Source organism: Desulfothermus naphthae, from assembly GCF_054657475.1.
Genome location: NZ_BAAHYQ010000001.1, coordinates 56716 through 82219, shown reverse-complemented (window position 1 = coordinate 82219; position 25504 = coordinate 56716). Strand labels below are relative to the sequence as shown.

Genomic DNA, 25504 nt, shown 5'->3' with positions numbered 1-25504 from the left:
CGTTGTAATAAAATAAAAAAACTTATATGGTTAGGAGGGGGCATGAAGTATCTAATTTGTGAAGATTTTGCAGGAGATGTTATTCCAATTTTATTTCCAGAAAGGATTCTCCATGAAGAGATAAGAGAACAGATACCCTATTCTAAAGTGGTCGCCGGGGGATACGTATTTTTAAAAGATGGAAAATTTGTATGTAAAGGAAGGGTCAAAGAATTAAACATTAGCGCACGGGATGAGGATGCTGAGATAATAAATCGTTTTTTTATTATTTCAGAATAAATTTACAAAAAATTTTCGGAGGTAATGTCTTATGAAAAAAATGATCTGTTTTTTCATTTTTGTAAGTTTTTTGGCAATTCCACACACCTCTAATGCTTTTTTTGATAGTAATAGATTACCCAACTTTAGTGAGCTTGCTGAAAAGGTGAGTCCAGCAGTTGTAAATATTAGTACCATAAAGGTGGTTCAGATTTCAAAAAGACTCAAGAGATTTTTTTCTCCATTTGGAGAAAATGATCCATTTAATGAGTTTTTTAAAAGATTTTTTGGAGACATCCCTCAGTCAAAGAGAAAAGAACATGCTCTTGGTTCTGGTTTTATTATATCACCAGATGGCTATATTGTTACAAATAATCATGTTGTGTCAAAGGCAGATGAGATAACGGTTATTCTAAAAGGAGGGAAAGAATCTTATAAAGCTAAAATTATAGGGACCGATCCAGAAACGGATCTGGCCTTGTTAAAAATAGATGCCAAGGAAGCTCTCCCCTATTTGACTTTTGGAGATTCTGATAAGATGCGCCCAGGTGATTGGGTTATAGCCATAGGTAATCCCTTTGGTCTGGATCACACAGTTACAGCGGGTATAATAAGTGCCAAAGGCAGGGTTATAGGTGCAGGACCATATGATAATTTTTTGCAAACAGATGCTTCTATAAATCCTGGCAATAGCGGCGGTCCCCTTTTAAATCTAAAGGGCGAAGTTATTGGTATAAACACGGCAATAGTTGCCAGTGGACAGGGAATTGGTTTTGCCATTCCAAGTAATATGGCCAAGCAAGTTATTGAGCAATTAAAAAAATATAAAAAGGTCAAACGGGGATGGCTTGGTGTGACCATTCAGGATGTGGACATAAATACTGCTAAGGCCCTTGGTCTTAAAGAACCAAAAGGTGCCCTGGTTGCATCTGTATTAAAGGGTGAGCCTGCTGATAAGGCAGGAATTAAAGTGGGGGATGTTATAATTGCTGTTAATGATAAACCTGTTTCAGATTCTCACGACCTAACAAGAAAAATAGGGCTTTTGAAACCTCATTCTAAGGCCAAGATCACTGTGTGGAGAAATGGAGAGATCAAAGAATTGTGGGTCAGGTTGGGAGAAAGAAAGATAAATGTGGCAATGGGTGAGGCCGAGATTCCAGGCAGCTTGGGAGGCTATATCCTGGGAATGAGACTTAGAGAAGTAACTCAGGAAGATGTTGATAAATATAATCTGGATAGTGACAAGGGTTTGATAGTCCTAGAGGTAAAACCTGGCTCAAAGGCAGATGAATCAGATATCAGGGTTTATGATATTTTGTTAAAAGGCAATTTTAAAGAATTAAATACTATGAATGATCTCAAAGAAGTGATTGAAAAAGATGCCAAGAAAAAAGGTGCGCTTTTACTCCTTATAAAGAGAAAGGGACAGACAATCTTTAGAACAATCCCTTTAAAATAAAAAGACCATGGTAGAGTTACTTTGTCCCTGTAAGGTAAATATTGTGCTTAAAGTTTTAAATAAAAGGGAAGATGGATATCACAATCTTTTAAGTATCTTTGTTCCCTTAAAAAATCCCCATGATAGACTCTATATTGAAAAGGTAGATAAGAAGGGACTTAAGTTAAAGTGTAATATAAAAGAATTAGAACATAATAATATCATTTATAGGGTCTATCAAGAATTTGGACAAAGCACAGGGCTTTGGCCAGGTATAAATGTAAGACTTGAAAAAAATATACCTATAGGAAGCGGTCTTGGAGGAGGAAGTTCTGATGCTGCTTCCCTTTTAAAGTTTTTGGGAAATTATTTAAATCGTGAGCATAAAGAGAAAGTTTTATTGGATATAGCCAAAAGGTGTGGAGCAGATGTTCCATTTTTTTTAAAATCAAAACCAGCAATTGTGGAGGGGATAGGAGATAAAATTAAAGAAATAAGTCTTAATTTTCATGGGCATCAATTAATAGTTCTGTGTCCACCTGTTTGTATCTCAACAAAATGGGCATACAGAGAATTGGATAAAAAAAGAGAAACTGTACCTTTCAATTCCTTGACAATTGACGCCTATGAGATTAAAAAAATAAATCCCTATGGATGGAGAGTGTGGGTGAATGATTTCGAAGGGGTGGTCTTTAAGAGATATCCTGAACTCTTAAGAATTAAATCTCAGTGCTACAAATTAGGTGCAAGAGCTTGTGTAATGAGCGGGAGTGGAGCATCTTTTGTGGCATTGCTTCCTGGAGATGACTCTGTTAAAAAGATAAAGACTTTGTTTGAGTTGAAAAAAATTAAAATTTTTGTCAATGAAGGGGTGTAGCCAAGTGGTAAGGCAACGGGTTTTGGCCCCGTGATTCGGAGGTTCGAATCCTCTCACCCCTGTCATAATAAATTTAAAACAAGGGAAGGGGAAGATTTTTTTCTAATCCACGCCCGCACAATAAATACTTCCCAGAGAGTTGATTGTTAACAAAAAAACCAGGAAGATTTTAAACAATGGGTAGGAATGGAACATTGAAATTAATTACAGGAAACTCTAATTTACCTTTAGCAGAGGCAATAGCAGAGAATTTGGGATGTCCCCTCACACCACGAGTTGCCAAACCCTTTAGTGATGGGGAGATTCGTATAGAGATAGGTGATAATGTCAGGGGTAGCGATGTATTTGTTATTCAGTCCACGTGCCGGCCTGTGAATGACAATCTTATTGAGTTGTGTCTTATGTTAGATGCCTTAAAAAGGGCGAGTGCTAAAAGAATAACTGCTGTGGTGCCATATTATGGATATGCCAGGCAGGACAGAAAGGTTATTCCTAGAGTGCCAATCAGTGCAAAGATGGTTGCTGATTTTATTTCAGTTGCTGGAGCGAGCAGGTTACTTACAATAGATCTACATGCAGGTCAGATTCAGGGTTTTTTCGATATTCCGGTTGATAATTTATATGCATCCAAGGTGCTCCTTGAATATTTAAAGGAGTTAGAAGGGGATAAGGTGGTTGTATCTCCAGATGCCGGGGGCATGGAGAGGGCAAGGGCTTTTGCCAAAAGGCTTGACTGCGGACTGGCCATTATAGACAAACGCAGGGACAACCCCAATCAGGCTAAGGCCATGCATGTTATTGGAAATGTAAAATCTAAGTTGGCCATAATTGTTGACGATATGGTGGATACAGCAGGTACACTTATGACAGCTGTTGATGCCTTAATTGAAAATGGCGCAAAAGGCGTGATAGCTTGTGCCTCACATCCAGTTCTTTCAGGCCCTGCAATTGAGAGGATAACAAAGTCCAATATTGAAAAATTAATTGTAACAGATACAATACCACTCACTAAAGAAGCAAAAGAATGTGGTAAAATAGAGGTAGTTTCTGTTGCTGGACTCATTGCTCAGGCCATTAAGAACATACACAATGAGTCCTCTGTAAGTGTATTGTTTACATAATTTTGTGAAATTATTTAAGGAGATGTACAAATGGTAGGGGAATTTGTTCTGGAAGTTGAAAAAAGAGAAGGAAAAGGAAAGTCTGTAACTAGAAAGCTTAGAGCAAAGGGATATGTTCCTGCAATATTTTATAATAAGAAAGGGGAAAATATTCCATTAACAGTTAAAACCTCTCACTTTGAAAAATTATATTCAAAGGTTCATAAAACTAAGGTTGTGGATTTAAAATTAAAAAATGGGGAAAAGGTAGAGACCAAACATGCATTGATCTGGGATGTTCAGCGGGATCCAGTGAAGAATTTTGCAGTGCATGTGGACTTTTTAGGTGTGGATCTGACAGAGGAAGTCTATGTAGAAGTTTCAGTGATGCCAGTTGGTAAAGCCAAAGGGGAAGAAAGGGGTGGAGTATTAAATGTTTATAGGGAGATTATACCAGTTGTCTGTTTACCAACTGCAATACCTGAAAAGATTGAAGTGGATGTATCAAGTCTGGATATTAATGATATTATTCACGTGAAGGATATCAAACTACCTGAGGGTGTTAGATTAGATGATGTTGAGGATAATTTTGCTATCTTAGGTGTGGAGCCACCAGAAAAGGAAACAACTGAAGAAGAATCCGAAGAAGCTAAACAAGCTGAAGAGGCCTAGAATTTATCTCCCCTCTCTTACTTCCTTCATTTTAAAAGTAATTTTTGTTAAAAAAGTGAAAGAAAGATACTTGTTGGTGGGTCTGGGAAATCCAGACCCAGAATATGAAACTACAAGACATAATATTGGATTCCTATTTATTGATCTTCTTAAGGTTAAAAAAAAAGGTTTTATACGGAAACTTTTCAATAACAGAATTTGTGAATCCTATGAGTTTACAGATCCTTTACTTCCTGAATGTATAATTGCCAAGCCATTTACTTTTATGAACAGAAGTGGTATAGCTGTTGCGCAGTTGGTGAGACAATTTAATATTCCCCCAAAAAATATAATTGTGATTCATGATGACCTTGATATCTTATTGGGACGAATGAAACTCAAATTTGGGGGATCAGATGCAGGTCACAATGGTATTAAATCAATTATAAATAGCCTTGAAACCAGGAATTTTTACAGACTTAGAATAGGGATTGGAAGACCAAGTTCAGAAGATAAATCCTCCATTAAAGATTGGGTGTTGTCCCCTTTTAAGAGTTTTGAGTTAGTAATTATAGAGAAAGTTTTGGACGCAGCAATTGAGGGCATTTATTTGTTTTTTTTAGAAGGTGAGAATAAGGCAGTTAATTTCATTAATAGTTTCAGAGTCACAAATTTAAATGGGAGAATTCAAAATAGGAGACAGATAGTAGACTAATTAAGTATTTTTAATTATGCTTGTGAGAACATTTTAAAGGCTGATTTAAAGGGGGCTTAAACAAGTGTTTAAAAAAAATCAATTAGTAGTTTACCCAGCTCAAGGGGTTGGTATAGTAGAGAGTATAATGGAAAAGGAAGTTGGTGGTATTAAAACTAATTTTTATATTATTCGTATCTTAAGTAACAATGGTACTGTGATGATTCCGGTGAATAATGCAAAAAATGTTGGGCTTAGATGTGTTTGTGATCCTCAATACGGACAAAATGTTTTGAAATATCTGGCAGATTGGAGTGATTTTAAGGGTTACGCTGGACAGAATTGGAATAGACGATATAGGGAATATGCAGAGAAATTAAAAAGTGGTGATTTGGTTGATGTGGCATATGTTTTAAAGGAACTCATCCTAATATCTCAGGATAAAGAATTGTCCTTTGGGGAAAGACGGCTAATGGAACATGCGATGTCTCTAATAACTACAGAGTTGTCATATTCGTTAAATAGAGATAAAGAAGACATCAAAGACGAGATCAATAGGATATTCAAAGACATCATTCAAAGTAAATAATTCCTTCGAAAATAACCATCCAAATAGCTAAAAAAGTTCTTTTAATAAAAATAATTTGTGGCAGTAGGTAACTTTTATTCAAGTAAAAAAATCTTAAGAGGAAAGGTGTATGAATCCAAAAGTGATGAATCTCTCTGAGATGAAGAAAAAAAGCATGGATGAGTTGATGAGACTTGCATCCCAGTACAATGTAGAAAATCCAAGTAGCCTCAGAAAACAGGAACTGATTTTTGCAATTCTTCAGGCTTATTCTCAAAAATATGGTAATATTTATGGAGAAGGGGTATTGGAAATACTCCCTGATGGTTTTGGTTTTTTGAGATCACCCCTCTACAACTATATGCCTGGTCCAGATGATATTTATGTATCTCCTTCTCAAATTAGAAAATTTGGCTTGAGAAAGGGAGATGTTATATCGGGCCAGATCAGACCCCCAAAAGAAGGAGAGAGATATTTTGCCCTACTTAGAGTGGAACAGGTGGGATATGCACCTCCTGAAAATTCTAAGAATTTGGTTTTATTTGATAATTTAACACCTGTTTATCCGAATGAAAAATTTAAAATAGAAAATGGTGCTGAAAATTATTCTGCGCGTATAGTAGATCTCCTAACACCTATTGGCAAGGGCCAAAGGGGACTCATAGTTGCTCCACCCAGGACAGGAAAGACTGTTTTACTCCAGACAATTGCTAATTCCATTATGGTAAATCATCCAGAGGTATTTTTGATTGTCCTGCTAATAGACGAGAGACCAGAAGAAGTAACTGATATGGAGCGAACAGTAAAAGGCGAGGTTATAAGCTCCACATTTGATGAACCACCTAACAGACATGTCCAGGTAGCTGAGATGGTATTAGAGAAGGCAAAGAGGTTGGTTGAGAGAAAATATGATGTTGTGATATTGCTTGACAGTATTACTAGACTTGGCAGAGCATATAATGCCATTACTCCATCTTCAGGTAGGGTTTTATCTGGTGGTTTGGATGCCAATGCGCTTCAGAGACCAAAGCGTTTCTTTGGAGCTGCCAGAAATATAGAACAGGGAGGAAGTTTAACTATTATTGCAACCGCCCTTATAGATACTGGTTCTAGGATGGATGAGGTAATATTTGAAGAATTTAAAGGAACAGGAAATATGGAAATTTATTTGGACCGTTATCTTGCGGAAAAGAGGGTATTTCCAGCAATTGATGTAAATAGATCTGGTACCAGAAAAGAGGAACTCCTTTTAGATAAGGATGTATTAAATAGGGTCTGGATACTGAGAAAGGTATTGGCTACTATGAGTCCTTTAGATAGTATGGAATTTCTGTTGGATAAGATGAAGGGCACAAAAAGTAATAGAGAATTTCTGGACATGATGAACAAATAGACATAAGGGAGAAGGTTTTTATTGAAAAGGAAAATAATTGTCTTTTTAATTGTTTTGGTATGGATAACTAAAATATCTTTTGCCTCAGTGGCCGATTTTACCATATCTGATGAAGCAAAACTGGGTAAAAAATTTTATGTTTATATAACTACTCATTTCCCTATAGTATATGATCCATACATTGTAAATTATATAAGAGGGATTGCAAGTAGACTCAAATCTGCTCTCCCTCCCCAGCCATTTGATATTACAGTGGATGTTATATACAGCTCTCAAATAAATGCCTTTGCTGGACCAGGTGGACATGTATTTGTATACACTGGCATAATTGCCCTTATGGATACAGAGGCAGAACTTGCCTCTGTTTTGTCCCATGAATTTGCCCATGTGACGCAGAGACATATTGCAGCAAGTATAAAGAGACAAAAGTTGTTTTCCATAGGATCCCTGGTAGGGGTATTGGCTGGTGCACTTGTTGGAAGTTCTGTGGGACAGGCTGTTGCAGTTGGTTCTGTTGCAGGGGTTCAGAGTGCAATGCTAAAATATACAAGGAAACAGGAAAGGGAAGCAGATCAGGTAGGAATTCAATATCTTGTTAAGGCTGGATATCCTTCCTCTGCAATGGTTAAAGCTTTTTTAAAATTAAAAAAACAAAAGGTCTTATCTGGTGAAAATAACGTGCCTCCATATTTTTTGACCCATCCAGGAATTGAGGAGAGGATATCCTATTTAGAGCAGATGCAAAAGTTTTTTCCATCAAAAGGAAAAAAAAGATCAAATAACGAGTTTGAAAAAGTTAAGGCCCTGGTGTTAGCACACTATATAGATCCAGACCTTGCCCTGGATCTTGCTCATAGATTAAAAGATCAGTGCTGTAGAAGATTAGTTAACTCATTTGCATTACTTAAAAAAAACAAGATAAAAGAAGCCGAACAATTAATGAGAGATGATTATTGTGAAAAGAAACTTGAGTTCTGGGATCGAGAAAAGGGCAGGTTTTATTTTAGACTGGGGAAAATGGACTATGCCCTGAAATATTTAAATAGGGCAATAACAATAAATGAGAAGGATTATTTTGCCCTTTATTTTAGAGCAAGGATTTATGGAGATAAGCAACAACCTAAGCTGGCTATTGATGATTTAAATAAAATCTTAAAATTTGTACCTTTTGATAGCGAAATACATACACTTTTAGGTCGAATTATGGGAAGATATGTATCTCCCTTTTATGGATATATCCATTATGCCTATGCTGCACTTTATAAGGGAGATAAAGATTTGATGAATAAATATTGGTGTAGGGCAAAGTCTCTTGCTAAGTCAAACCAAGAAAAAAGAATTTTAAAAAAATTTGAGCAGGAGTACAATAAATGGAAGAAATATTGGTAAAAACTTGACACCTTTTATTTTTTTAGGATATCTGGTGTGATGTTTTATTAAAATTAATGGCAATTAATTTTTAACATAAGGGAGTTGTTATGTTTTTTGAAACTATAGCCTTTGCAATGGCACAATCACAGGGTGGAACTCATTCTCAGAATCCTATTATGGCATTTATGCCTTTGATTATTTTATTCGCAATTTTTTATTTTTTACTTATTCGTCCACAACAAAAAAAGGCAAAAGAACACAGGGAGATGTTGGAGAGTTTAAGAAAAGGGGATGTGGTCATAACAAGTGGTGGACTTTATGGTCGGATAGTGGATATAAATGGAGATAAATTGTCTTTAGAAATAGCAAATAAAGTAATAGTAAAGGTAAATAGAAATTTCATTTCTGCCCTTGCTTCCAATCGCAAGAGAACGGAAAAAGGTTCTAAATAAAACTTAGAGGATAGAGAAAATGTTTGGTAACCTAAGGGTGCGAGTTATAGTTGCATGCATAGTCTTGGGCTTTGGTGTTTTATTTGGTTTACCTTCTTTTATATCTAAAGATTCTACACTGGCTAAATTTTTGCCTAAGAACAGGGTTAAATTGGGATTAGATCTCCAGGGCGGTATCAACCTGGTCCTGGGAGTTGATATGGATAAGGCCATATCAAATGGTCTTGAGCAGATAGGTGAAGATATAAGGGCAGAGGCAAGAAAAAAAGGTGCTCTAATTATTCGTCCTCGTTTAATAGGGAAAGATCAACTCTCATTTTATTTGGTAGAGGGTAATAAGGCTCAAGTAGTAGATGATATAATTAAAAGATATTTCAATTCACAAATTAAGGTCCTCAAAATTGAGGATATAAAAACCAGGAAAAAATATTTAATTACCCTCAAAGAGGAATACAAAAAAAAGCTTAAAGATTTGACCATTGATCAGGTCTTAAAGGTTATTAGAAACAGGATAGACCAGTTTGGGGTAGTTGAGCCAGATATTAGAAAGTTAGAAAATTACAGGATACAGGTACAACTTCCAGGTATTGAAGACGCCGAACGTGCCATAAATATTATCAAGAAAACTGCGCACCTTGAATTTAAACTTGTGGATGATGGGGTTAGCAAAGAACAAATAGAAAAAGGAGATATCCCCATAGATGATGAGGTTTTATATCTTTATAAAAAGAGACCAGATGGATCTTATACAAAAGAACTTATTGTTGTGAAAAAGGCTGCTGTACTAACTGGGGATTATATTACAGATGCCTCTGTTATCTTTGATCAATTTAATCAACCATATGTTACCTTGAGTTTTAACAGACGAGGGGCAAGGATATTTGAGCGGGTAACAGGCGAGAATGTAAATAAAAGGCTGGCTATTATCCTTGATAATAAAGTATATTCTGCACCGGTTATCAGGGAAAAAATAAGTGGAGGAAGGGCTTCAATAACTGGGAGATTTACTTTGGAAGAGGCCCATGACTTAGCTATTGTTTTAAGGGCTGGATCTCTGCCTGCGCCAGTAGAGGTGCTTCATGAGTCATCTGTTGGACCATCTCTTGGAGAACAATCTATTAAACAGGGACTTACTTCAATATTGGTAGGTGGCGCACTGGTCTTTATTTTTACCATAATTTACTATGGAGTTGGTGGGCTTATAATTGATACGCTTCTTGTTTTGAACCTCATATTGGTCATTGCAGTGTTAGCTGGTTTTGGCGCAACATTGACTATGCCAGGTATTGCAGGACTTATATTATTAATTGGTACTGCAGTGGATGCTAGTGTACTCATATTTGAGAGGATTAGAGAAGAATTAAGAAAAGGTTTTCCTCCTCAAAAGGCTGTGGAAATAGGTTTTTCTAGGTCTACACTAACTATTGTAGATGCCAATTTAACAACTATACTCGCTGCAATAATTTTATATCAATTTGGTAGTGGACCTGTTCGCGGATTTGCAGTAACCTTGTCTGTGGGTACATTTGCTTCTATGTTTACTGCTATTTATGTCTCAAAAATATTCTTTGCCCTTTGGTTAAAAAAAGTAAAAAAGGGTGCAAGTTTTAAATTATAATTCCTTAGGAGAATTAAACCATGGGTATAGAGTTGATTAAGCCGGAGACAAATATCAATTTTATGGGCAAGAGGAAGGTAGCTGCATTTTTGTCCATTACATTAATTTTGATTGGAATAATAAGCATAATTGTTAAGGGTGGATTAAATTACGGGATTGATTTTGCCGGTGGAATCAATATTCAGGTCAAATTTGCACAACCATTAGAGGTAAAAGAGATAAAAAAGGCTTTAAAGGATGCCCATCTAAAAGGATTAAGAGTCCAGAGATTTGGACAAAAGAACCTAAATCAATATTTACTTAGAGCAGGGGTTTCAGAGGAACAACCAGAAATTATAAGACATCGAGTAGCGGACTGTTTAAAAAAATTAAAAGTTCCTTTTGAAATACAACGCCTTGAGATGGTTGGACCAAAAATTGGTTCTGAGCTAAAAAATAAGGCCCTTGAAGCCTTATTTTACGCTGTTTTGCTGATTTCCATATATATCTCAGGAAGGTTTGAACAAAAGTGGGGAACCGCAGCCATTGTGGCAATAGCCCTATCAACAGGGGTATATATTTTAAAGCTCCTTCATATGCCTGACTCAATTTTAATAATGGCGGCAATTATTATTACCTTGGTCTTATGCTGGTATCTGAAACTAAATTATGCACTTGGAGCTGTTGTTGCCCTTATTCACGATGTGATGATTACTGTTGGGTTCTTTTCCTTATTTAACAGAGAGTTCGATCTAACAGTTGTTGCAGGACTTTTGACTATTATTGGATATTCTTTAAACGATACAATAGTTATATTTGATAGGATAAGAGAAAATTTAAGGGGACCTAAAAAGAAAAAACCCCTATTTGATATTATTAATGAATCAATAAATCAAACTCTTAGCAGGACGCTCCTTACTTCTGGAACAACTTTGCTAGTTGTTCTAGCCATGTTGCTTTTAGGTGGAGGAGTAATATTTAATTTTGCCCTTTCTCTTTTTATTGGAATAATAGTTGGTACTTATTCTTCAATTTATATAGCAAGTTCAATCCTTTTGGGCATAGGCCCTACCCCTGAGAAAAGATCTGAAAAGGTCCATCAACCAGCATGAGGAGAGGGGGAATAAATTCCCCCTTTTATTTTATTGGCATAAATTATGAGTCAAAAATTACCTGAAATTTTGTCACCAGCAGGTGATAAGGAGTGTTTTTTTGCTGCTATTTTAGCAGGTGCAGATGCAGTTTATATAGGATTAAAAGAATTCTCTGCTAGAGCCAAGGCAACAAATTTTGACATAAAAGAACTTATTAGCCTGAGTGAATTTGCAAATTTAAAAGGTGTTAAAGTTTATGTAGCATTAAATTCCATTATATACGAGGACGAACTCACCAAAATTTTTTTTTATTTAGAAGACTTGGCAAAGTTTGTAAAGCCTGATGCATTGATTATTCAAGACCCAGGCCTTTTAAATCTAATCCATAAAAATTTTGATTTTGAAATTCATATTTCCACTCTTGCCAATGTCTCTCTGGCTTGTTCCTTTAATTTTTTAAAAAAACTTGGTGTTCAGCGTGTAGTACTCCCAAGGGAACTCACCATTGATGAAATAAAATATTTATCTCAAAATTGTGGTAGTGTTGGGTTAGAAGTATTTGTTCATGGAGCACTTTGTTATGGTGTGTCTGGTAGGTGTTATTGGTCTGGCATGCTTGGCGGAAAGATGGGACTTAGGGGAGAGTGTGTTCAGCCATGTCGGCGTATATACACATTTAACGATGTGAAGGGTAAGTATTTTTCATGCAGGGATTTGAGCCTGGATGTATTAATAAAAATACTTATGAAGATTCCTCAGGTTGTGAGTTTTAAGATTGAAGGCAGGAAAAAAAGTCCACATTATGTCTATTATATAACAAAGGCATACAAGATTTTGAGAGACAATATAAATGATTCTAAAGCAAAGAAATTTGCAATGGAACTAATTGAAATGAGCCTTGGAAGGCCAACAACCCATTATTTTTTTCTCTCCCACCGTAGATATATTCCTGTTGATCCTTACAGCGAATCTGCATCAGGATATGAGATTGGGAAGACTTTTGTGACAAAAGGAAAGGTTTATATAAGGCCCAAGATAGATCTAATGGCAGGTGATAGAATAAGAATTTCCTATGAAGACAAAAAAGGCCACAATATTATAAAAATTAATAGATTTATTAAAAAAGGAAAAAAACATACTTTAAATATCAAAACAGAAGCAGGTCAGCCTGTGTTTTTAATCGATAGAAAAGAATCTAAACTCGTAGAAGGGGTAAACAAACTAAAAGGGGAGTGGTTGAAGATAGCCAATAATAAGAACAAATATAAATATTATACAGAGGAGTTAGAACCCAGAAAACCAAGGATCAATCTTAAGAAGTCCAAACATTCTATTGTCTATCTCACTGTGTACAGAGATGTTTCTAAGGTTAGAAGGAGAAAAAAAGGATTAACTGGTATATGGGTCTATGATCCAGATTTCAAGCCTGGCTTTTTGCCAAGGGATACGTGGATATTTTTAGATCCAGTTCTCTGGCCAGAAGATGAAGATAGATGGAAAAGATGTATTAATAATTTAGTGTCAAAGGGCATTAAATTTTTTGTATTTAATTCTCTATTCCATGCATCTCTTACCCCTTTGGATGCTATATGTGCTTGGCTTGGACCATTTTCAAATATAACAAATAGTGAAGGTTTAAATCTGGCATTTGATATGGGATTTAAGGGAGCAGTTTTATCTCCAGAATTAAAAGATATTAATTTACTTGCAGATATAGTAAAGGCATCTCCTATTCCATTAGGAGTATTTGTAAAAGGTCTTTGGCCTTATACAATATCCAGGACAAAGCATGAAGAAATTCCCCTTAAAGCAATTATATATAGTCCAAGAAATGAACCCATGTGGATGGATAGGTTGTATAAAAATTATTATTTATTCCCAAAAAAGGAAATCAACTTAACTTCCAAAATGGAACAATTAAAGAGCGCTGGTTTTAAGTTGTTTTTGGAATTTGCAGTTGAAGCTTCTTTGAAAGAAAAACCATTTAACTTTTAGTTTTTTTTATTCTTTTTGAAAGGAGATAAATTAAGATCAAAATTAAAATAAAGAGAGCTATTATTTTGGGATCTGTAAAGTCCACATAGGTTATTCCCATGCCAAAGAGATATCCTGATCCAAAATAAGATATTCCCCAGAGTATTCCACTTAGAGAGGAAAAAAATATAAAAAGAAGAGGGTTCATGTTTAACAGCCCTGCAATAAAGGGAATAACAGGTCTAAAAATACCAATAAATCTTCCAATAAACACACTTACAGCGCCATATTTATCAAAAAAATCTTCTCCCTTTTCTATTTGCTCAGAATATTTTTGTTTAATTTTAAAAAAGGCCCTTTTGTCCCTTAGATACTTTGCCAGAAAAAAACTTGAGAGATCAGCTAAAATTGCTCCAATTGCCCCTGATAGAATACAAAAAAAGATATTTAAAATATTGTGATATGCCATGAGTCCCACAGAAAATGCAAATCCAGCCCCAGGCATAATAAGTCCTACAAATGCAAAGGATTCCAGATAGGATATGAGAAATACAAAAGTGTAACATAAAAAAGCATGGGTCTGGGCAAGTGATCTGGCTAAATCAACTAGTTCAATGATCATAGATTTATTCACCTTAAACCCAGGTAGTTATGGTATTAAAAAAGGACAAAATTTTAGCGTATCATCGGTGTATTGGTTTTTTCCAGAACTATTTTTATACTGGATAATGGGTGGTTCAACAGTTAGTGAGGGGTTTCCATTTTTTATTGCTTCTAGCAAAAATATTTTTGATGGTTTGTCCTTGTGTCCATGGATAAATCTTATCCTCTTGGGCTCAAAATTGTATTTTTTGAGCACTGAAAATAAATACACAATCCTCTCAGATAAATATACAATAAAAACACGTCCCCTGTTTTTTATTAAAAGATGGGCTGCACAAATAAAGTCATCTAAGGTGGCCTGCTCTTCAAATCTTGCCCTATTTTTCCCACTATAAAAAGACAGTCTTCCCATTTGTCTATCTCGATATGGGGGATTTATCACTCCAATATCAAACTCCCCTGATTTGATTTCCTTTATTTGTTTTATTTTTTTCACATCACCCAAAATTAGGGTAAATTCTTTTTCAACACCAAATTTTTTGGCGTTTTCCTTTGCACATTCAATCATGGATGGATCTATATCTATGCCCACAATTTTTAGCTTTGCTTCTTGATTTTTTAGTAAAATGCCTATGGAAATCACCCCACATCCACATCCTAAGTCAATGATTTTTTGTCCTTTTTGGGGATTTACAAAACAGGAGAGAAAGACTGAATCAATTGAAAATTTGTGGCCTCTATCAGGTTGCACAAGGCCCTTTGGAAAATCATTTTTGCCCATTAGATAATGTTAAATCTCTTTTTTGCTCTTTGTTGTGATGAAGATTGCTAATAGGTTACATTTTAGTCTTTAGCAAGTTTACAGGCACATATATTTTTGCTAGGTAACCATTCCATGCACCCCTAAAACCTAAAGGGAAATTTTAAAAAGTTCAAACAAATTTTAACATAAGGAGACTAAAATGGTAGCTTTTTCCAAAAGGATTTCAATGGTAAAGCCATCAGCTACTCTTACCATTAATGCAAGGGCCAGTGAACTTAAAAGCCAGGGAGTAGAGGTAATCAGTCTGGCAGTTGGCCAACCAGACCTTCCACCACCTAAAAGTGTTTTGGATGGAGCAAGGGAGGCAATTGATAGGGTTATGACAAAATACACCCCTGCTGCAGGTCTTCCAGAGGTATTAGATGCTGTGTGTGAATATTACAATAGATTTTATGATGCAGGGGCAAAGAGAGAAAATGTAATAATTACAAATGGAGGTAAGCAAGGTTTATTTAATCTAATGCAGATTTTGGTTGATCCAGGTGATGAGGTCCTAATTCCTGCTCCATATTGGCTAAGTTATCCTGCTATGGTTATTTTGGCAGGAGGAGTTCCAAAGATAGTTCCAACAGATCCAGAAAATAACTTTATGACATCACCATCTGAGCTTGAAAAACATATCACAGAAAAGACAAAGATACTTATTTTAAATACTCCATCAAATCCAACAGGGTGCCATTATGCACAAAAACAATTTGATGAGATATGTGAGTTTGCCATTAAAAAAGGGATCTTTATTATTTCAGATGAGATATATGATCAGTTAATTTATCCTCCTGCAGAACCCACTTCTACCTCAAAGTGGTTTAAAAAATATCCAGATAAAGTTGCAATAGTAAATGGCCTTGCCAAGAGCTTTGCTGTACCAGGGTGGAGGATTGGGTATGTAATTTCTGATAGCACAGTTATAAAGAATTTATCAAAGCTTCAGGGACAATCCACATCAAATGTGTGTTCAATAGCCCAGATGGCTGCATTAAAAGGCCTTTTGGGAGATTTGTCCTTTTTAGAAGAAAATAGGAAGAAATTTTTAGAGAGAAGAAACTATATCTTAAAGAGGATAAATTCAATTAATGGAATTAGTTGTCCAGAGCCGATGGGTGCATTTTATGTATTTCCCAAGGTAGATGGGTTATACACAGACGAAATTAACAATTCCACCAAGTTGTGTGAGTATTTGTTGGATAAAGCACACGTTGCCCTGGTTCCAGGTGCTGCATTTGGAGATGACAGATGCATTAGATTCTCCTATGCAGTAGATATATCAGTATTAGAAAGGGCAATGGACCAGGTAGAAAAGGCCTTAAGAGAATTATGATTTTACCAAGACTCACACCGGATCCCGCACATCCTTTTCAAGTGGCCAAATTTCTGTCCTGGACCTCTTTAATTTTGATTATAGGTTCAGGATTTTTCTTAACTGTTATAATCAGCAATTATGCAAAAAAAACAGTGCTAAAAAAAGACAAGCAATATGCCAAACTCCTTGGAGAAAATTTAAATCATCAAATTTATCAGAGGTTTTTGTTACCTACTGTGCTGGGTTTTGGAAGGGTGGAATTAAAGAGAAGGGAGCAATATGAAAGGCTTGATCTGGTGGTCAGATCCACTATTCATGGGTTTAAGGTCCTGGACATTAAGATATACGATTTAAAAGGCAGGGTTTCCTATTCTACAAACAAAGAATTTGTTGGAACAAAAAGGCCCATGTCTTTTTTTAAAGAAGTCTTGGGCGGTAAGCTCAAGTTTAAGGTTGAAAAAAATAAGAGACTTAATCTCTGGCCATTTAAATTAAAAGAAAGATCAGTAGTCCTTTATACCTTGTTTCCTCTACGCATTGAAAGGGAACTTTTTCCCAAAAATGCAGGCCAGATTATTGGAATTTTAGAATTTTCTCAGGACATATCCGAGGATTATGAAACTATTTACTATTTTCAATTTTTAATAACAATTGCCGTATTTTTTTCTTCTTTAATCCTTTTTATCTTGTTATATGTAGTTATTTTAAGGGCTGATAAAATACTCCAGGAAAGGATAAAAGAAAAAGAGGAATTAGAGAGGGCTATGTATCAAAATGAAAAACTTGCAGCAATGGGCAGGATGGTTGCAACTATATCCCATGAAATAAAAAATCCTTTAGGTATAATCTTAAGCAGCGCTGAAATACTTTCAAAAAAGTTTGTAAATAATCAGGGAGTGGAAGCAAAGCTCTCTAAGGCCATTTTTGAAGAATCGAAGAGACTATCATGCATTGTAAATGATTTTCTCGACTATGCAAGACCAAAGGAGCCAAGATTAGAAGAAATTGATCTTGTGAATATAATTAATGAGTGTATATACTTTTTCACACAAGAGGCAAACAAGAGGGATATTGAGCTTAAGAGGGAACTTCCAGAGTCAATAATTATTAAAGGAGATAAAAATCTTTTATATAGGGCTATATACAATATTATCAACAATGCAATTGAGGCAGTAAAGCAAGGTGGAAAAGTGGAAATCAGATGGGAAGGAAACTCTCTTATTATAAGGGATACAGGTTCTGGATTTGATGCATCCTTAATGGATAAATACTTAGAGCCTTTTTTTACAACAAAAGATTTTGGTACTGGACTGGGCCTTCCCATTGCTTATAATATTTTTAAAAAACATGGAATAAAGATGGAATTAAAAAATGATCAAGGGGGAGTGGTTGAATTAAAATTTCCCAAAATAGGAGATTAGTTTTATGTCTTTGCCTCACATATTAGTGGTAGATGATGAGAAGAACTATTTAGTTTTATTGGATGCGCTTCTTTCTGAAGAAGGTTATGATGTTACAATTATGCAGGATCCTGAGATGGCCCTTATGTATTTAAAAGAGTCAGAAGTAGATGTGGTTATTACTGATTTTAAGATGCCTGGCATAAATGGTCAGGAACTCCTTGAAAGAATAAAAGAAATTCATCCTCAGATGCCTGTTATTATAATGACTGCCTATGGTTCAGTGGATGGTGCTGTTGAGGCAATGAAGTGCGGGGCATTTGACTATATAAATAAACCATTTTCCAATGATGACCTTTTGCTTTCTGTGTCTAAGGCTGTAAAGATTGCAGATGCCTATAGAAAGAATAAGCTCCTTGTGGAATCAATGGAACAAAACCATTCGATAAAGAAAATAATAGGAGTTAGTCCAGCAATAAAACAGCTTCACCTCTTGATAAAAAGGGTTGCTTTGACAAATGCCAATGTATTGATAACTGGAGAATCTGGCACAGGAAAGGAATTGGTGGCAAAGGCAATACATTACTTATCCAAGCGGAAAGATCAGCCTTTTGTTGCAATAAATTGTACAGCCCTAAATCCAGGGGTTTTGGAAAGTGAGCTTTTTGGACACGAAAAGGGCTCTTTTACTGGGGCAATAGCACAAAAAAGGGGGAAGTTTGAACTCGCACATGGCGGCACTATTTTTTTAGATGAAATAGGCGAATTTCCCCTTGAACTACAGCCAAAGCTGCTCAGGGTGATACAGGAGCATGCCTTTGAGCGTGTTGGGGGCCTCAAGACCTTAAAATCTGATTTTAGAGTCATAGCTGCTACAAATAAAGATCTAAAAAAAGAAGTAGAACAAGGCAGATTCAGAGAAGATCTCTATTATAGATTAGATGTGGTGAATATTGAACTACCTCCCTTAAGGGAGAGACCAGAAGATATCCCTCTTTTAGCTGGCCATTTTTTGAAAAAATATAGTAGGGAGAATAATAAAGACATAAAAGGATTTACCCCTGAGGCAATGCAGCTTTTAACAGCATATAATTGGCCTGGGAATGTGAGGCAACTTGAAAATATCATAGAGAGTGCAGTAGTTTTGACGCAATCTGATATGATTGGAGTGGCTGACCTTCCAGCAGAACTAAAGGATGAGTCCAGGCAGTTTAAAAGTGCAGTGGATATGCTCCCTGATAATATAAATTTAAGTGAAGCACTCGAAAAAATTGAGGCAGCCTTAATTAGGCGTGCCCTTGTTAAAAGCAATTTTGTCCAGGTCAAGGCAGCAAAGATGCTCGGGATCTCAAAGAGTTTGCTGCAATATAAAATGAAGAAATACAATATTTCTGTAAAACCATGAACACCCACAAAAAGGCGCTGGATGGCTTTTTATCTGATCTAAAGACTTCCAAATTATTTAAAGACCAGATAGTTTACACAAAAAAGATAAAGGGAACAAGCCCAACATATGGAGAGGACTTAGAATTTTTAAATGGAGATATTAAAAGGCTCTTGAAAAAAAATTCTATTCAAAAATTATATACCCATCAGACCGAGGCCCTAAAATTGTTGAGTCAAGACATAGATGTAGTGGTTTCAACACCCACTGCAAGTGGTAAATCTCTTATTTATAATCTGGCAGTATTAAATTATTTTTTAAAAAATCCCTCATCAACTGCTCTATACCTCTTTCCTTTAAAGGCCCTTGCCCAGGATCAACTTCAACAATTAAATAATTTTCTTAAAAATCTTTCTTCAAATATTAAAAAGCCTTCTTTGGATGTATATGATGGAGATGCGTCATATTTTAAAAGATATAAGCTAAGACAAAGGCCCCCAAATATCCTTATGTCAAATCCTGATATGTTACACATTGGTATATTGCCAAATTACATGGCATGGAAAGATTTTTTTATGAATCTCAAATTCATCGTTGTTGATGAAGTGCACACCTATAAGGGGGTTATGGGTTCTCACATGGCATGGGTGTTTAGGAGGCTCATTAGAATATGTAATTTTTATGGCGCATATCCAATTTTTATATTTTGCTCAGCAACAATTGGAAATCCACTGGAACTTGTGGAAAAATTAACTGGAAGAACACCAGTGCACATATCAAAAACCGGTTCTCCAAAGGGTGAGCAGGAATTTATTTTTATAAATCCAATGTTATATGGGCCAGCAAAAACAGGTTTTTTGCTATTAAAATCCGCAGTGCTAAGAGGACTTAGAACCATTGTTTATACAAACTCAAGAAAACTGACAGAACTAATTGGTGCATGGACAAAAAGTAAGTTAGGTTATCTTGGAGATAGGGTAAGTGTTTATAGGGCAGGACTTTTGCCCGAAGATAGAAGGGAAATTGAGGCAAAATTAACAAAGGGAGAGATAATTGGTGTTGTCTCAACTTCAGCTTTAGAGGCAGGTATCAACATTGGTGGATTGAATCTTTGTATTCTTGTTGGATATCCAGGTTCAGTTATGTCTTTTTTTCAAAGAGCAGGCAGGGTTGGAAGGAAGATGCAAAAAAGTGGAGTAATTTTAATTGGCGGAGAGGACAATCTCGATCAATATATCCTATCCCATCCAGAAAACTTTTTTAGACTAAGTCCTGAGAATATTGCTATAAATCCCTATAATGAACAGATTATGACCAAACACCTTATGTGTGCAGCAACAGAGTTGCCTATAAAATTAACGGAATTTAATGGTCAAAAGGAAAAAGATTATGTAAGAAAATTAATAGAAGATGGAATTCTTATTGAAGATAAAAACACAAGAGAAATATATTCAACAGATACAGATATACATAGAAAAGTACATATAAGGTCAAGCTCAAATAATTTTATCATCTTAGACAATAATGGAAATATAATTGGTACAATTGATAAATACAGGGCACATCATGAGACATATCCTGGAGCAATATACCTGCACAATACAAAGACCTATAAAGTGGAAAAATTAGACATACATGAAAAACAGGTTGTATGCAAAAGAGTAGATGTAAAATACTTTACAAAACTCATTGTAAAAAAATCTACTTCAATTTTAGAATGGTATAATGAAAAGTATTTTAAAAACCTAAAGATTGGTTATGGAAAATTGAAGATAAAAGAAAATTTTTTGGGATTTGAAAAAAGAGGGACAAAGGATCAAACCCTTATAAATTTCAATGAACTGGATCTGGATCCAATTGAATTTGAAACCCAAGGGATGTGGATTCAATTGCCAGTTGAATTTAAGGAATATTCAGAAAAAAAATTTATGCACTTTATGGGAGGAATACATGGTTTAGAGCACCTATTAATTGGTGTAATGCCATATGTTGTTCTTATGGACAGAAATGATATAGGCGGAATTTCCATTGATTTTTTTGACAAGTTAAAGTCACCAGTTGTTTTTATCTATGATGGTGTAGAAGGTGGGATAGGCATATCAAAAGAGGGCTATGAAAAAATAGATGTTTTATTTTCAATTGCAAAGGATATATTAAATAGTTGTGATTGTAGTATGGGATGTTTTAAATGTATCTACTCTCCAAAATGTGGTTCTGGAAACAGACCTCTTGATAAAGAATGCACAAAATATATTTTGCACCTTATTTATGGTGATAATAAATATCCAGATAGACGTAAAAAATCACATTCTATTAAAAATGAAATGAGGCAGAAAAATGAACATATTAATTTTGGAGTGTTAGATATAGAGACTCAAAAGTCTGCAAAAGAAGTAGGTGGATGGAAAAATGCTCATGCCATGAGGGTTAGTTGTGCTGTTTTATACCATAGGAAGAAAAATGATTATCTGGTTTTTTATGAAGAAAATATAGATAAATTATTTGAAGAATTAAAGACACTTGATTTGATAATTGGTTATAATATCAAAAAATTTGACTATAGTGTCCTAGCACCATATACCTCTTATGACTTAACTTCATTGCCAACCCTGGATCTATTAATTGAAATACATAAAAGACTTGGATATAGGATCTCTTTAGACAATGTGGCAAAGGCTACTTTGAATGTAGGAAAAAATGCAAACGGGCTTTTGGCCCTTAAGTGGTGGAAAGAGGGAAACATAGACAAGATAGTTGAATATTGCATAAGAGATGTAGAAGTTACAAAGGATGTGTATTTGTTTGGGAAAAATAATGGTTTTATATATTTTTCCAATAAAGCAGGAAAGAGAGTAAGATTGCAGATTACTTGGTAGTTTATAAATATTATTTTGTTGACCTATCTTTTCCCCCGGTTTAAGAAGCTGGTGCAGCACAACAAAATCAAGGAGTAGGGCTTATGCAAGATAAAAAATTGTGCGTATTATTTCCTGGTCAAGGTTCTCAACAAAAGGGAATGGGAAGGGATTTAGCAGACAGTGATAAAGACATTATGGAGCTCTGGAAAAAGGCTGAAAAGATAACAGGGGCACCTTTAAGGGAAATATTTTGGGATGGCGATGAGTCAGAAATGAAAAAGACAAAATATCAGCAGCCAGCACTTTGCGTGGTTGGCATAAGTTTGTGGACAAAACTTGGTCCAAATCCTGATTTTTTGGCAGGACATAGCATTGGTGAGTATCCAGCCTTAATTGTATCAAAGGTTTTAGATCTAGATGACGGATTAAAGCTCGTGGCACTTAGGGGAAAACTCATGTATGAAGTGGGCTTAAGTTCCCCAGGTAAAATGGCAGCAATATTAAAGCTCAAACAAGAAGAGGTTGAAAAAATAGTATCAGAAATAAAAGATAATACAGGTAAGGTCCTGTGCATTGCTAATTACAATAGCCCAAAACAATTGGTCATAAGTGGAGATGGAGACGCTGTTGAAATGGCCTGTGAAGTGGCAAAGAAAAAAAAGGCACGTTCTGTTATTTTACCTGTATCAGGCGCCTTTCACTCTCCTTTGATGGAAGAAGCAGCTAAAGAGCTAGCAAGTTACATGGATAAATTTAAGTTTAATAATGCTGCTATTCCTATATTCTTTAATGCAACTGCATTATCAGAAACTAAAGGAGAAAAAATAAAGCAAATAATGAAAAAACAGATGATATCCCCTGTATATTTTACGCAACTTATAGAAAACCAGTGGGACAATGGAGTTAGAAAGTGGTTAGAACTTGGCCCAAAGGGTGTTTTGTGTGGATTGATTAAGAGGATATTAAAAGATAAAGAAGATAAATGGGAATGTAAGGTAATTGAAGATTTAGAAGGTGTAAAGGCCTATAGCTAAAGGTTAGTGATAAAATATCTGTTAGATGCTAAAAAAATAAATCACTATGAAATTATAGGAGATAAAATGGAAATAATTATAAAAGAAGATGAGATAAAATCTATGTTAGAAGACATTGTTTTTAAATTATTCCAAGAAAAAAAGGAAATTTTTAGAGATATTGTTGAAGAAGTAATAGAAGATATAGCTTTATGTAAAGCCATAGAAGATGGAAGAAAAAATGAATTTGTTTCGCAAGAAAAAATAATGGAAATACTAAATAGATGAAGTTAATATCAAACAAATGAGAAGTAATCCAAATTTTTGGCGTATAAAAATAGGAGATTATAGGAGGACGAATTGTGAATGCGTCTTTTTTTGTGGAAAAATTGTTACACAAAGCAGTAGAGAGTTTTGGTGCATCTGTTCCTGAGAGGGTGCAAATTGAGCCACCAAGAGAAAAGAAATTCGGGGATATTGCCACAAATATTGCCATGCTCCTTAGTAAGGAATTAAAGGATTCTCCCAGAAACATTGCAGAAAAAATAAAGGATTTTATTTTAAATAATCATTCTGAATTTATTGAAAAAATAGACATAGCTGGTCCTGGGTTCTTAAATTTTACCTTGTCTAAATCCTTCTGGCAAAAAGAGATACTGGAGATCCTAAATAAAGAGGAAAAATATGGGCAGTGCGATTTTGGCAAAGGGAAAAAGGTCCTTATTGAATATGTTTCTGCAAATCCAACAGGCCCTCTACATGTTGGACATGGTAGAGGTGCAGCAGTGGGAGATAGTTTGTCCCGTATTTTGAAATTTGCTGGATTTGACGTTTCCACAGAATATTATATTAATGATGCAGGAAGACAGATTAAGATCTTAGGAAAGAGTATTTATGTAAGATATAAACAATTGCTGGGATTTGATGATCAGCTTGATGAGGATTCTTACAAAGGTGAATACATAATAGATATTGCAAAGCTACTTATGGAAAAATATGGAAAAGACCTTCTAAATTTGCCAGAAGATGAGGCGATGAATATATGTTCAGATTTTGGTAAAGATATAATATTGCAACAGATTAAAGAAGACCTCAAAAAGTTTAGGGTTTCTCATGATTTATGGTTTTCTGAAAAATCTTTGATAATGGATGGTGCTGTTGAAAATGCGTTTTCAGCCCTAAAAGATAAGGAACTTATTTATGAAAAAGATGGTGCCTTGTGGTTTTCCTCCACTAAATTTGGTGATGATAAAGATAGGGTGCTGAAAAAATCCAATGGTGATCTTACATATTTTGCATCAGATATTGCATATCACAAAAATAAATTAGATAGGGGTTTTGAATTATTAATAGATATTTGGGGTGCAGATCATCATGGTTACATCCCTAGAATGAAGGCAGCAATTGAGGCATTGGCTAGAGATAGAGAGGATTTACAGGTAATATTAATTCAGCTTGTCAATTTAGTTAGAGGAGGAAAACAAGTATCAATGTCAACAAGGGCAGGTGAATTTGTAACACTTGCTCAGGTAATAGATGAAGTGGGTGTTGATGCAGCAAGATTTATTTTTTTGTCAAGAAAAAGCGACTCTCATCTTGACTTTGATCTGGATTTGGCAAAGCAAAAGACAATGGAAAATCCAGTATATTATTGTCAATATGCACATGCAAGAATATGTTCTGTTTTTTCCAAGGCAAAAGAAAGGAATATACAACTTAATATTGCACCTGAAAAAATAATAGCTAAATTAAATCAAGAAGAAGAAATAGAAATCCTTAAAAAACTAAATGAATTTCAAGATATCATTATGACATGTGCAAGGCTTCTTTCACCACATATACTTACATTTTATGTCATAGATTTAGCAGGTCTATTTCACAAATACTACAATAAATATCCAATACTTGGTGCAAAGGATGATATGGTAATAAAGGCAAGATTGTATCTTCTAAAGGCTGTAAGACAGGTTTTACAGACATCACTTTGTTTGCTTGGAGTAAGTGCTCCTGAAAGGATGTAGAAATTGGCAAAGTCGAAAAATACAAAAAAGAAAGCTCTAAAGAATGGTTTTCATATAACCCTCAGTATTAAAGGATGTTTTTTAGCTGGCTCTGTTTTTTTTCTTGGAATAGTGTGGGCATTTATCCTCGGAGTTATTGTAGGACGGGGATATGGTCCTATTGACATTATATCACCTCTAAAAAAAAGGGTATTACCTTCTTCAATAAATTCAAAATCCTCTGCCCAACACCCAACCCCAAATGTCCATAAAAAGGTCCTCAGCCCAACTGAGCTAACTTTTTTAAACAAAGTCAGGCAAAATGATATTGAAAGTAAAATAGTTTCTCCTAAAAAAAGCAATATTAAAGAATCATATTCTCACGCATCTAAAAAGGAGCATCGTTACCAGTACATAATACAAATAAGTTCATTTAGAAATAAAAAAGATGCCCTGTCTTTGGTAAAAAGGTTACACCAAAAAAAATTTTCAGCAAAAGTAGAAGAGGTAACTATCAATGGTAGCAGCTTTTATAGAGTATTAGTAGTAATTCAAGGTTCAAGTGATTACATACAAGACAAGATGGAGTTGTTAAGTAAGATGGGATTTAAAGATTATATTGTGAAAATGAGGAAGAAGTTGTAACTTCACGG

Annotated in this window: 23 protein-coding genes and 1 tRNA gene; 22 read left to right on the top strand and 2 right to left on the bottom strand. The window is 35.1% G+C overall.

Going from position 1 to position 25504, the window contains the following annotated elements; genetic code table 11:
• The first annotated feature begins 42 nt into the window (after nucleotides 1-42).
• The 14 genes from ACYQ1E_RS00395 (at nucleotide 43) to ACYQ1E_RS00330 (ending at nucleotide 13491) form a co-directional block, all read left to right on the top strand.
• The gene (locus ACYQ1E_RS00395; protein WP_459874684.1) at nucleotides 43-279 is read left to right on the top strand and encodes a hypothetical protein; all 237 of its coding nucleotides are present in this window, start codon (nucleotides 43-45) and stop codon (nucleotides 277-279) included.
• Nucleotides 280-310: 31 nt separating this feature from the next.
• A complete protein-coding gene (locus ACYQ1E_RS00390) occupies nucleotides 311-1720 on the top strand; it encodes a DegQ family serine endoprotease (RefSeq protein ID WP_459874683.1) in 1410 nt (469 codons plus the stop codon).
• A 7-nt stretch (nucleotides 1721-1727) separates the two neighbouring features.
• Entirely contained in the window at nucleotides 1728-2576 is an 849-nt protein-coding gene (ispE, locus tag ACYQ1E_RS00385) for a 4-(cytidine 5'-diphospho)-2-C-methyl-D-erythritol kinase (RefSeq protein WP_459874682.1), read from the top strand.
• Nucleotides 2567-2638, top strand: a tRNA-Gln gene (locus tag ACYQ1E_RS00380). Before ispE ends, ACYQ1E_RS00380 begins: the two co-directional genes overlap by 10 nt.
• 114 nt (nucleotides 2639-2752) lie before the next feature.
• Nucleotides 2753-3697 carry a ribose-phosphate diphosphokinase gene (locus ACYQ1E_RS00375; protein ID WP_459874681.1) on the top strand — a complete coding sequence of 315 codons (945 nt, stop codon included), beginning with the start codon at nucleotides 2753-2755 and terminating at the stop codon, nucleotides 3695-3697.
• A gap of 30 nt (nucleotides 3698-3727) precedes the next feature.
• On the top strand, nucleotides 3728-4348 hold the full coding sequence (locus ACYQ1E_RS00370) for a 50S ribosomal protein L25 (RefSeq protein WP_459874680.1): 621 nt from the start codon (nucleotides 3728-3730) through the stop codon (nucleotides 4346-4348).
• Between the two features lie 55 nt (nucleotides 4349-4403).
• The gene (pth, locus tag ACYQ1E_RS00365; RefSeq protein ID WP_459874679.1) at nucleotides 4404-5042 is read left to right on the top strand and encodes an aminoacyl-tRNA hydrolase; all 639 of its coding nucleotides are present in this window, start codon (nucleotides 4404-4406) and stop codon (nucleotides 5040-5042) included.
• Nucleotides 5043-5106: 64 nt separating this feature from the next.
• The gene (locus ACYQ1E_RS00360) at nucleotides 5107-5610 is read left to right on the top strand and encodes a CarD family transcriptional regulator (protein ID WP_459874678.1); all 504 of its coding nucleotides are present in this window, start codon (nucleotides 5107-5109) and stop codon (nucleotides 5608-5610) included.
• 124 nt (nucleotides 5611-5734) lie between these two features.
• The gene (gene rho, locus ACYQ1E_RS00355) at nucleotides 5735-6982 is read left to right on the top strand and encodes a transcription termination factor Rho (protein WP_459878406.1); all 1248 of its coding nucleotides are present in this window, start codon (nucleotides 5735-5737) and stop codon (nucleotides 6980-6982) included.
• Between the two features lie 21 nt (nucleotides 6983-7003).
• Nucleotides 7004-8371, top strand: a complete 1368-nt coding sequence (locus tag ACYQ1E_RS00350; protein WP_459874676.1) for a M48 family metalloprotease — start codon at nucleotides 7004-7006, stop codon at nucleotides 8369-8371.
• 89 nt (nucleotides 8372-8460) lie between these two features.
• Nucleotides 8461-8805 carry a preprotein translocase subunit YajC gene (yajC, locus tag ACYQ1E_RS00345; protein ID WP_459874675.1) on the top strand — a complete coding sequence of 115 codons (345 nt, stop codon included), beginning with the start codon at nucleotides 8461-8463 and terminating at the stop codon, nucleotides 8803-8805.
• Between the two features lie 19 nt (nucleotides 8806-8824).
• Nucleotides 8825-10423, top strand: coding sequence for a protein translocase subunit SecD (secD, locus tag ACYQ1E_RS00340; protein WP_459874674.1), 1599 nt, complete (start codon nucleotides 8825-8827; stop codon nucleotides 10421-10423).
• A 20-nt stretch (nucleotides 10424-10443) separates the two neighbouring features.
• Nucleotides 10444-11514 carry a protein translocase subunit SecF gene (secF, locus tag ACYQ1E_RS00335; protein ID WP_459874673.1) on the top strand — a complete coding sequence of 357 codons (1071 nt, stop codon included), beginning with the start codon at nucleotides 10444-10446 and terminating at the stop codon, nucleotides 11512-11514.
• 45 nt (nucleotides 11515-11559) lie between these two features.
• Nucleotides 11560-13491: a peptidase U32 family protein gene (locus ACYQ1E_RS00330; protein WP_459874672.1), complete on the top strand. Its 1932-nt coding sequence runs from the start codon at nucleotides 11560-11562 to the stop codon at nucleotides 13489-13491.
• Here ACYQ1E_RS00330 and ACYQ1E_RS00325 read toward each other — a convergent pair.
• Together ACYQ1E_RS00325 and ACYQ1E_RS00320 are read right to left on the bottom strand one after the other, a co-directional pair.
• Nucleotides 13481-14092, bottom strand: coding sequence for a DedA family protein (locus ACYQ1E_RS00325; protein WP_459874671.1), 612 nt, complete (start codon nucleotides 14090-14092; stop codon nucleotides 13481-13483). The genes ACYQ1E_RS00330 and ACYQ1E_RS00325 overlap by 11 nt on opposite strands.
• A 27-nt stretch (nucleotides 14093-14119) precedes the next feature.
• Nucleotides 14120-14854 (bottom strand): tRNA1(Val) (adenine(37)-N6)-methyltransferase, encoded by a 735-nt coding sequence (locus tag ACYQ1E_RS00320; RefSeq protein ID WP_459874670.1) that lies wholly within the window; start codon nucleotides 14852-14854, stop codon nucleotides 14120-14122.
• 181 nt (nucleotides 14855-15035) lie between these two features.
• Here ACYQ1E_RS00320 and ACYQ1E_RS00315 point away from each other — a divergent pair, with 181 nt between their 5' ends.
• From ACYQ1E_RS00315 to ACYQ1E_RS00280, 8 genes are all read left to right on the top strand, one after another.
• Nucleotides 15036-16214, top strand: coding sequence for a pyridoxal phosphate-dependent aminotransferase (locus ACYQ1E_RS00315; RefSeq protein ID WP_459874669.1), 1179 nt, complete (start codon nucleotides 15036-15038; stop codon nucleotides 16212-16214).
• A complete protein-coding gene (locus ACYQ1E_RS00310) occupies nucleotides 16211-17617 on the top strand; it encodes a sensor histidine kinase (RefSeq protein ID WP_459874668.1) in 1407 nt (468 codons plus the stop codon). Before ACYQ1E_RS00315 ends, ACYQ1E_RS00310 begins: the two co-directional genes overlap by 4 nt.
• Before the next feature lie 4 nt (nucleotides 17618-17621).
• A complete protein-coding gene (locus ACYQ1E_RS00305) occupies nucleotides 17622-19001 on the top strand; it encodes a sigma-54-dependent transcriptional regulator (RefSeq protein WP_459874667.1) in 1380 nt (459 codons plus the stop codon).
• On the top strand, nucleotides 18998-21856 hold the full coding sequence (locus tag ACYQ1E_RS00300) for a DEAD/DEAH box helicase (RefSeq protein ID WP_459874666.1): 2859 nt from the start codon (nucleotides 18998-19000) through the stop codon (nucleotides 21854-21856). Before ACYQ1E_RS00305 ends, ACYQ1E_RS00300 begins: the two co-directional genes overlap by 4 nt.
• An 83-nt stretch (nucleotides 21857-21939) precedes the next feature.
• Nucleotides 21940-22872 (top strand): ACP S-malonyltransferase, encoded by a 933-nt coding sequence (gene fabD, locus ACYQ1E_RS00295; RefSeq protein WP_459874665.1) that lies wholly within the window; start codon nucleotides 21940-21942, stop codon nucleotides 22870-22872.
• A 66-nt stretch (nucleotides 22873-22938) separates the two neighbouring features.
• Nucleotides 22939-23139, top strand: coding sequence for a hypothetical protein (locus ACYQ1E_RS00290; protein ID WP_459874664.1), 201 nt, complete (start codon nucleotides 22939-22941; stop codon nucleotides 23137-23139).
• 74 nt (nucleotides 23140-23213) lie between these two features.
• Nucleotides 23214-24872 (top strand): arginine--tRNA ligase, encoded by a 1659-nt coding sequence (gene argS, locus ACYQ1E_RS00285; RefSeq protein ID WP_459874663.1) that lies wholly within the window; start codon nucleotides 23214-23216, stop codon nucleotides 24870-24872.
• Between the two features lie 3 nt (nucleotides 24873-24875).
• Entirely contained in the window at nucleotides 24876-25496 is a 621-nt protein-coding gene (locus ACYQ1E_RS00280) for an SPOR domain-containing protein (protein WP_459874662.1), read from the top strand.
• The last annotated feature ends 8 nt before the right edge of the window (nucleotides 25497-25504 follow it).

Excerpts from the sequence above, each read along its gene's own strand:
- ACYQ1E_RS00375 (WP_459874681.1), top strand. The coding sequence starts at position 2,753 with ATGGGTAGGAATGGAACATTGAAATTAATTACAGGAAACTCTAATTTA.
- secF (WP_459874673.1), top strand. The coding sequence starts at position 10,444 with ATGGGTATAGAGTTGATTAAGCCGGAGACAAATATCAATTTTATGGGC.
- yajC (WP_459874675.1), top strand. The coding sequence starts at position 8,461 with ATGTTTTTTGAAACTATAGCCTTTGCAATGGCACAATCACAGGGTGGA.
- ACYQ1E_RS00325 (WP_459874671.1), bottom strand. The coding sequence starts at position 14,092 with ATGATCATTGAACTAGTTGATTTAGCCAGATCACTTGCCCAGACCCAT.
- ACYQ1E_RS00330 (WP_459874672.1), top strand. The coding sequence starts at position 11,560 with ATGAGTCAAAAATTACCTGAAATTTTGTCACCAGCAGGTGATAAGGAG.
- rho (WP_459878406.1), top strand. The coding sequence starts at position 5,735 with ATGAATCTCTCTGAGATGAAGAAAAAAAGCATGGATGAGTTGATGAGA.
- ACYQ1E_RS00310 (WP_459874668.1), top strand. The coding sequence starts at position 16,211 with ATGATTTTACCAAGACTCACACCGGATCCCGCACATCCTTTTCAAGTG.
- ispE (WP_459874682.1), top strand. The coding sequence starts at position 1,728 with ATGGTAGAGTTACTTTGTCCCTGTAAGGTAAATATTGTGCTTAAAGTT.
- ACYQ1E_RS00395 (WP_459874684.1), top strand. The coding sequence starts at position 43 with ATGAAGTATCTAATTTGTGAAGATTTTGCAGGAGATGTTATTCCAATT.
- ACYQ1E_RS00370 (WP_459874680.1), top strand. The coding sequence starts at position 3,728 with ATGGTAGGGGAATTTGTTCTGGAAGTTGAAAAAAGAGAAGGAAAAGGA.
- ACYQ1E_RS00305 (WP_459874667.1), top strand. The coding sequence starts at position 17,622 with ATGTCTTTGCCTCACATATTAGTGGTAGATGATGAGAAGAACTATTTA.
- ACYQ1E_RS00315 (WP_459874669.1), top strand. The coding sequence starts at position 15,036 with ATGGTAGCTTTTTCCAAAAGGATTTCAATGGTAAAGCCATCAGCTACT.
- fabD (WP_459874665.1), top strand. The coding sequence starts at position 21,940 with ATGCAAGATAAAAAATTGTGCGTATTATTTCCTGGTCAAGGTTCTCAA.
- ACYQ1E_RS00390 (WP_459874683.1), top strand. The coding sequence starts at position 311 with ATGAAAAAAATGATCTGTTTTTTCATTTTTGTAAGTTTTTTGGCAATT.
- ACYQ1E_RS00290 (WP_459874664.1), top strand. The coding sequence starts at position 22,939 with ATGGAAATAATTATAAAAGAAGATGAGATAAAATCTATGTTAGAAGAC.
- ACYQ1E_RS00320 (WP_459874670.1), bottom strand. The coding sequence starts at position 14,854 with ATGGGCAAAAATGATTTTCCAAAGGGCCTTGTGCAACCTGATAGAGGC.
- ACYQ1E_RS00300 (WP_459874666.1), top strand. The coding sequence starts at position 18,998 with ATGAACACCCACAAAAAGGCGCTGGATGGCTTTTTATCTGATCTAAAG.
- secD (WP_459874674.1), top strand. The coding sequence starts at position 8,825 with ATGTTTGGTAACCTAAGGGTGCGAGTTATAGTTGCATGCATAGTCTTG.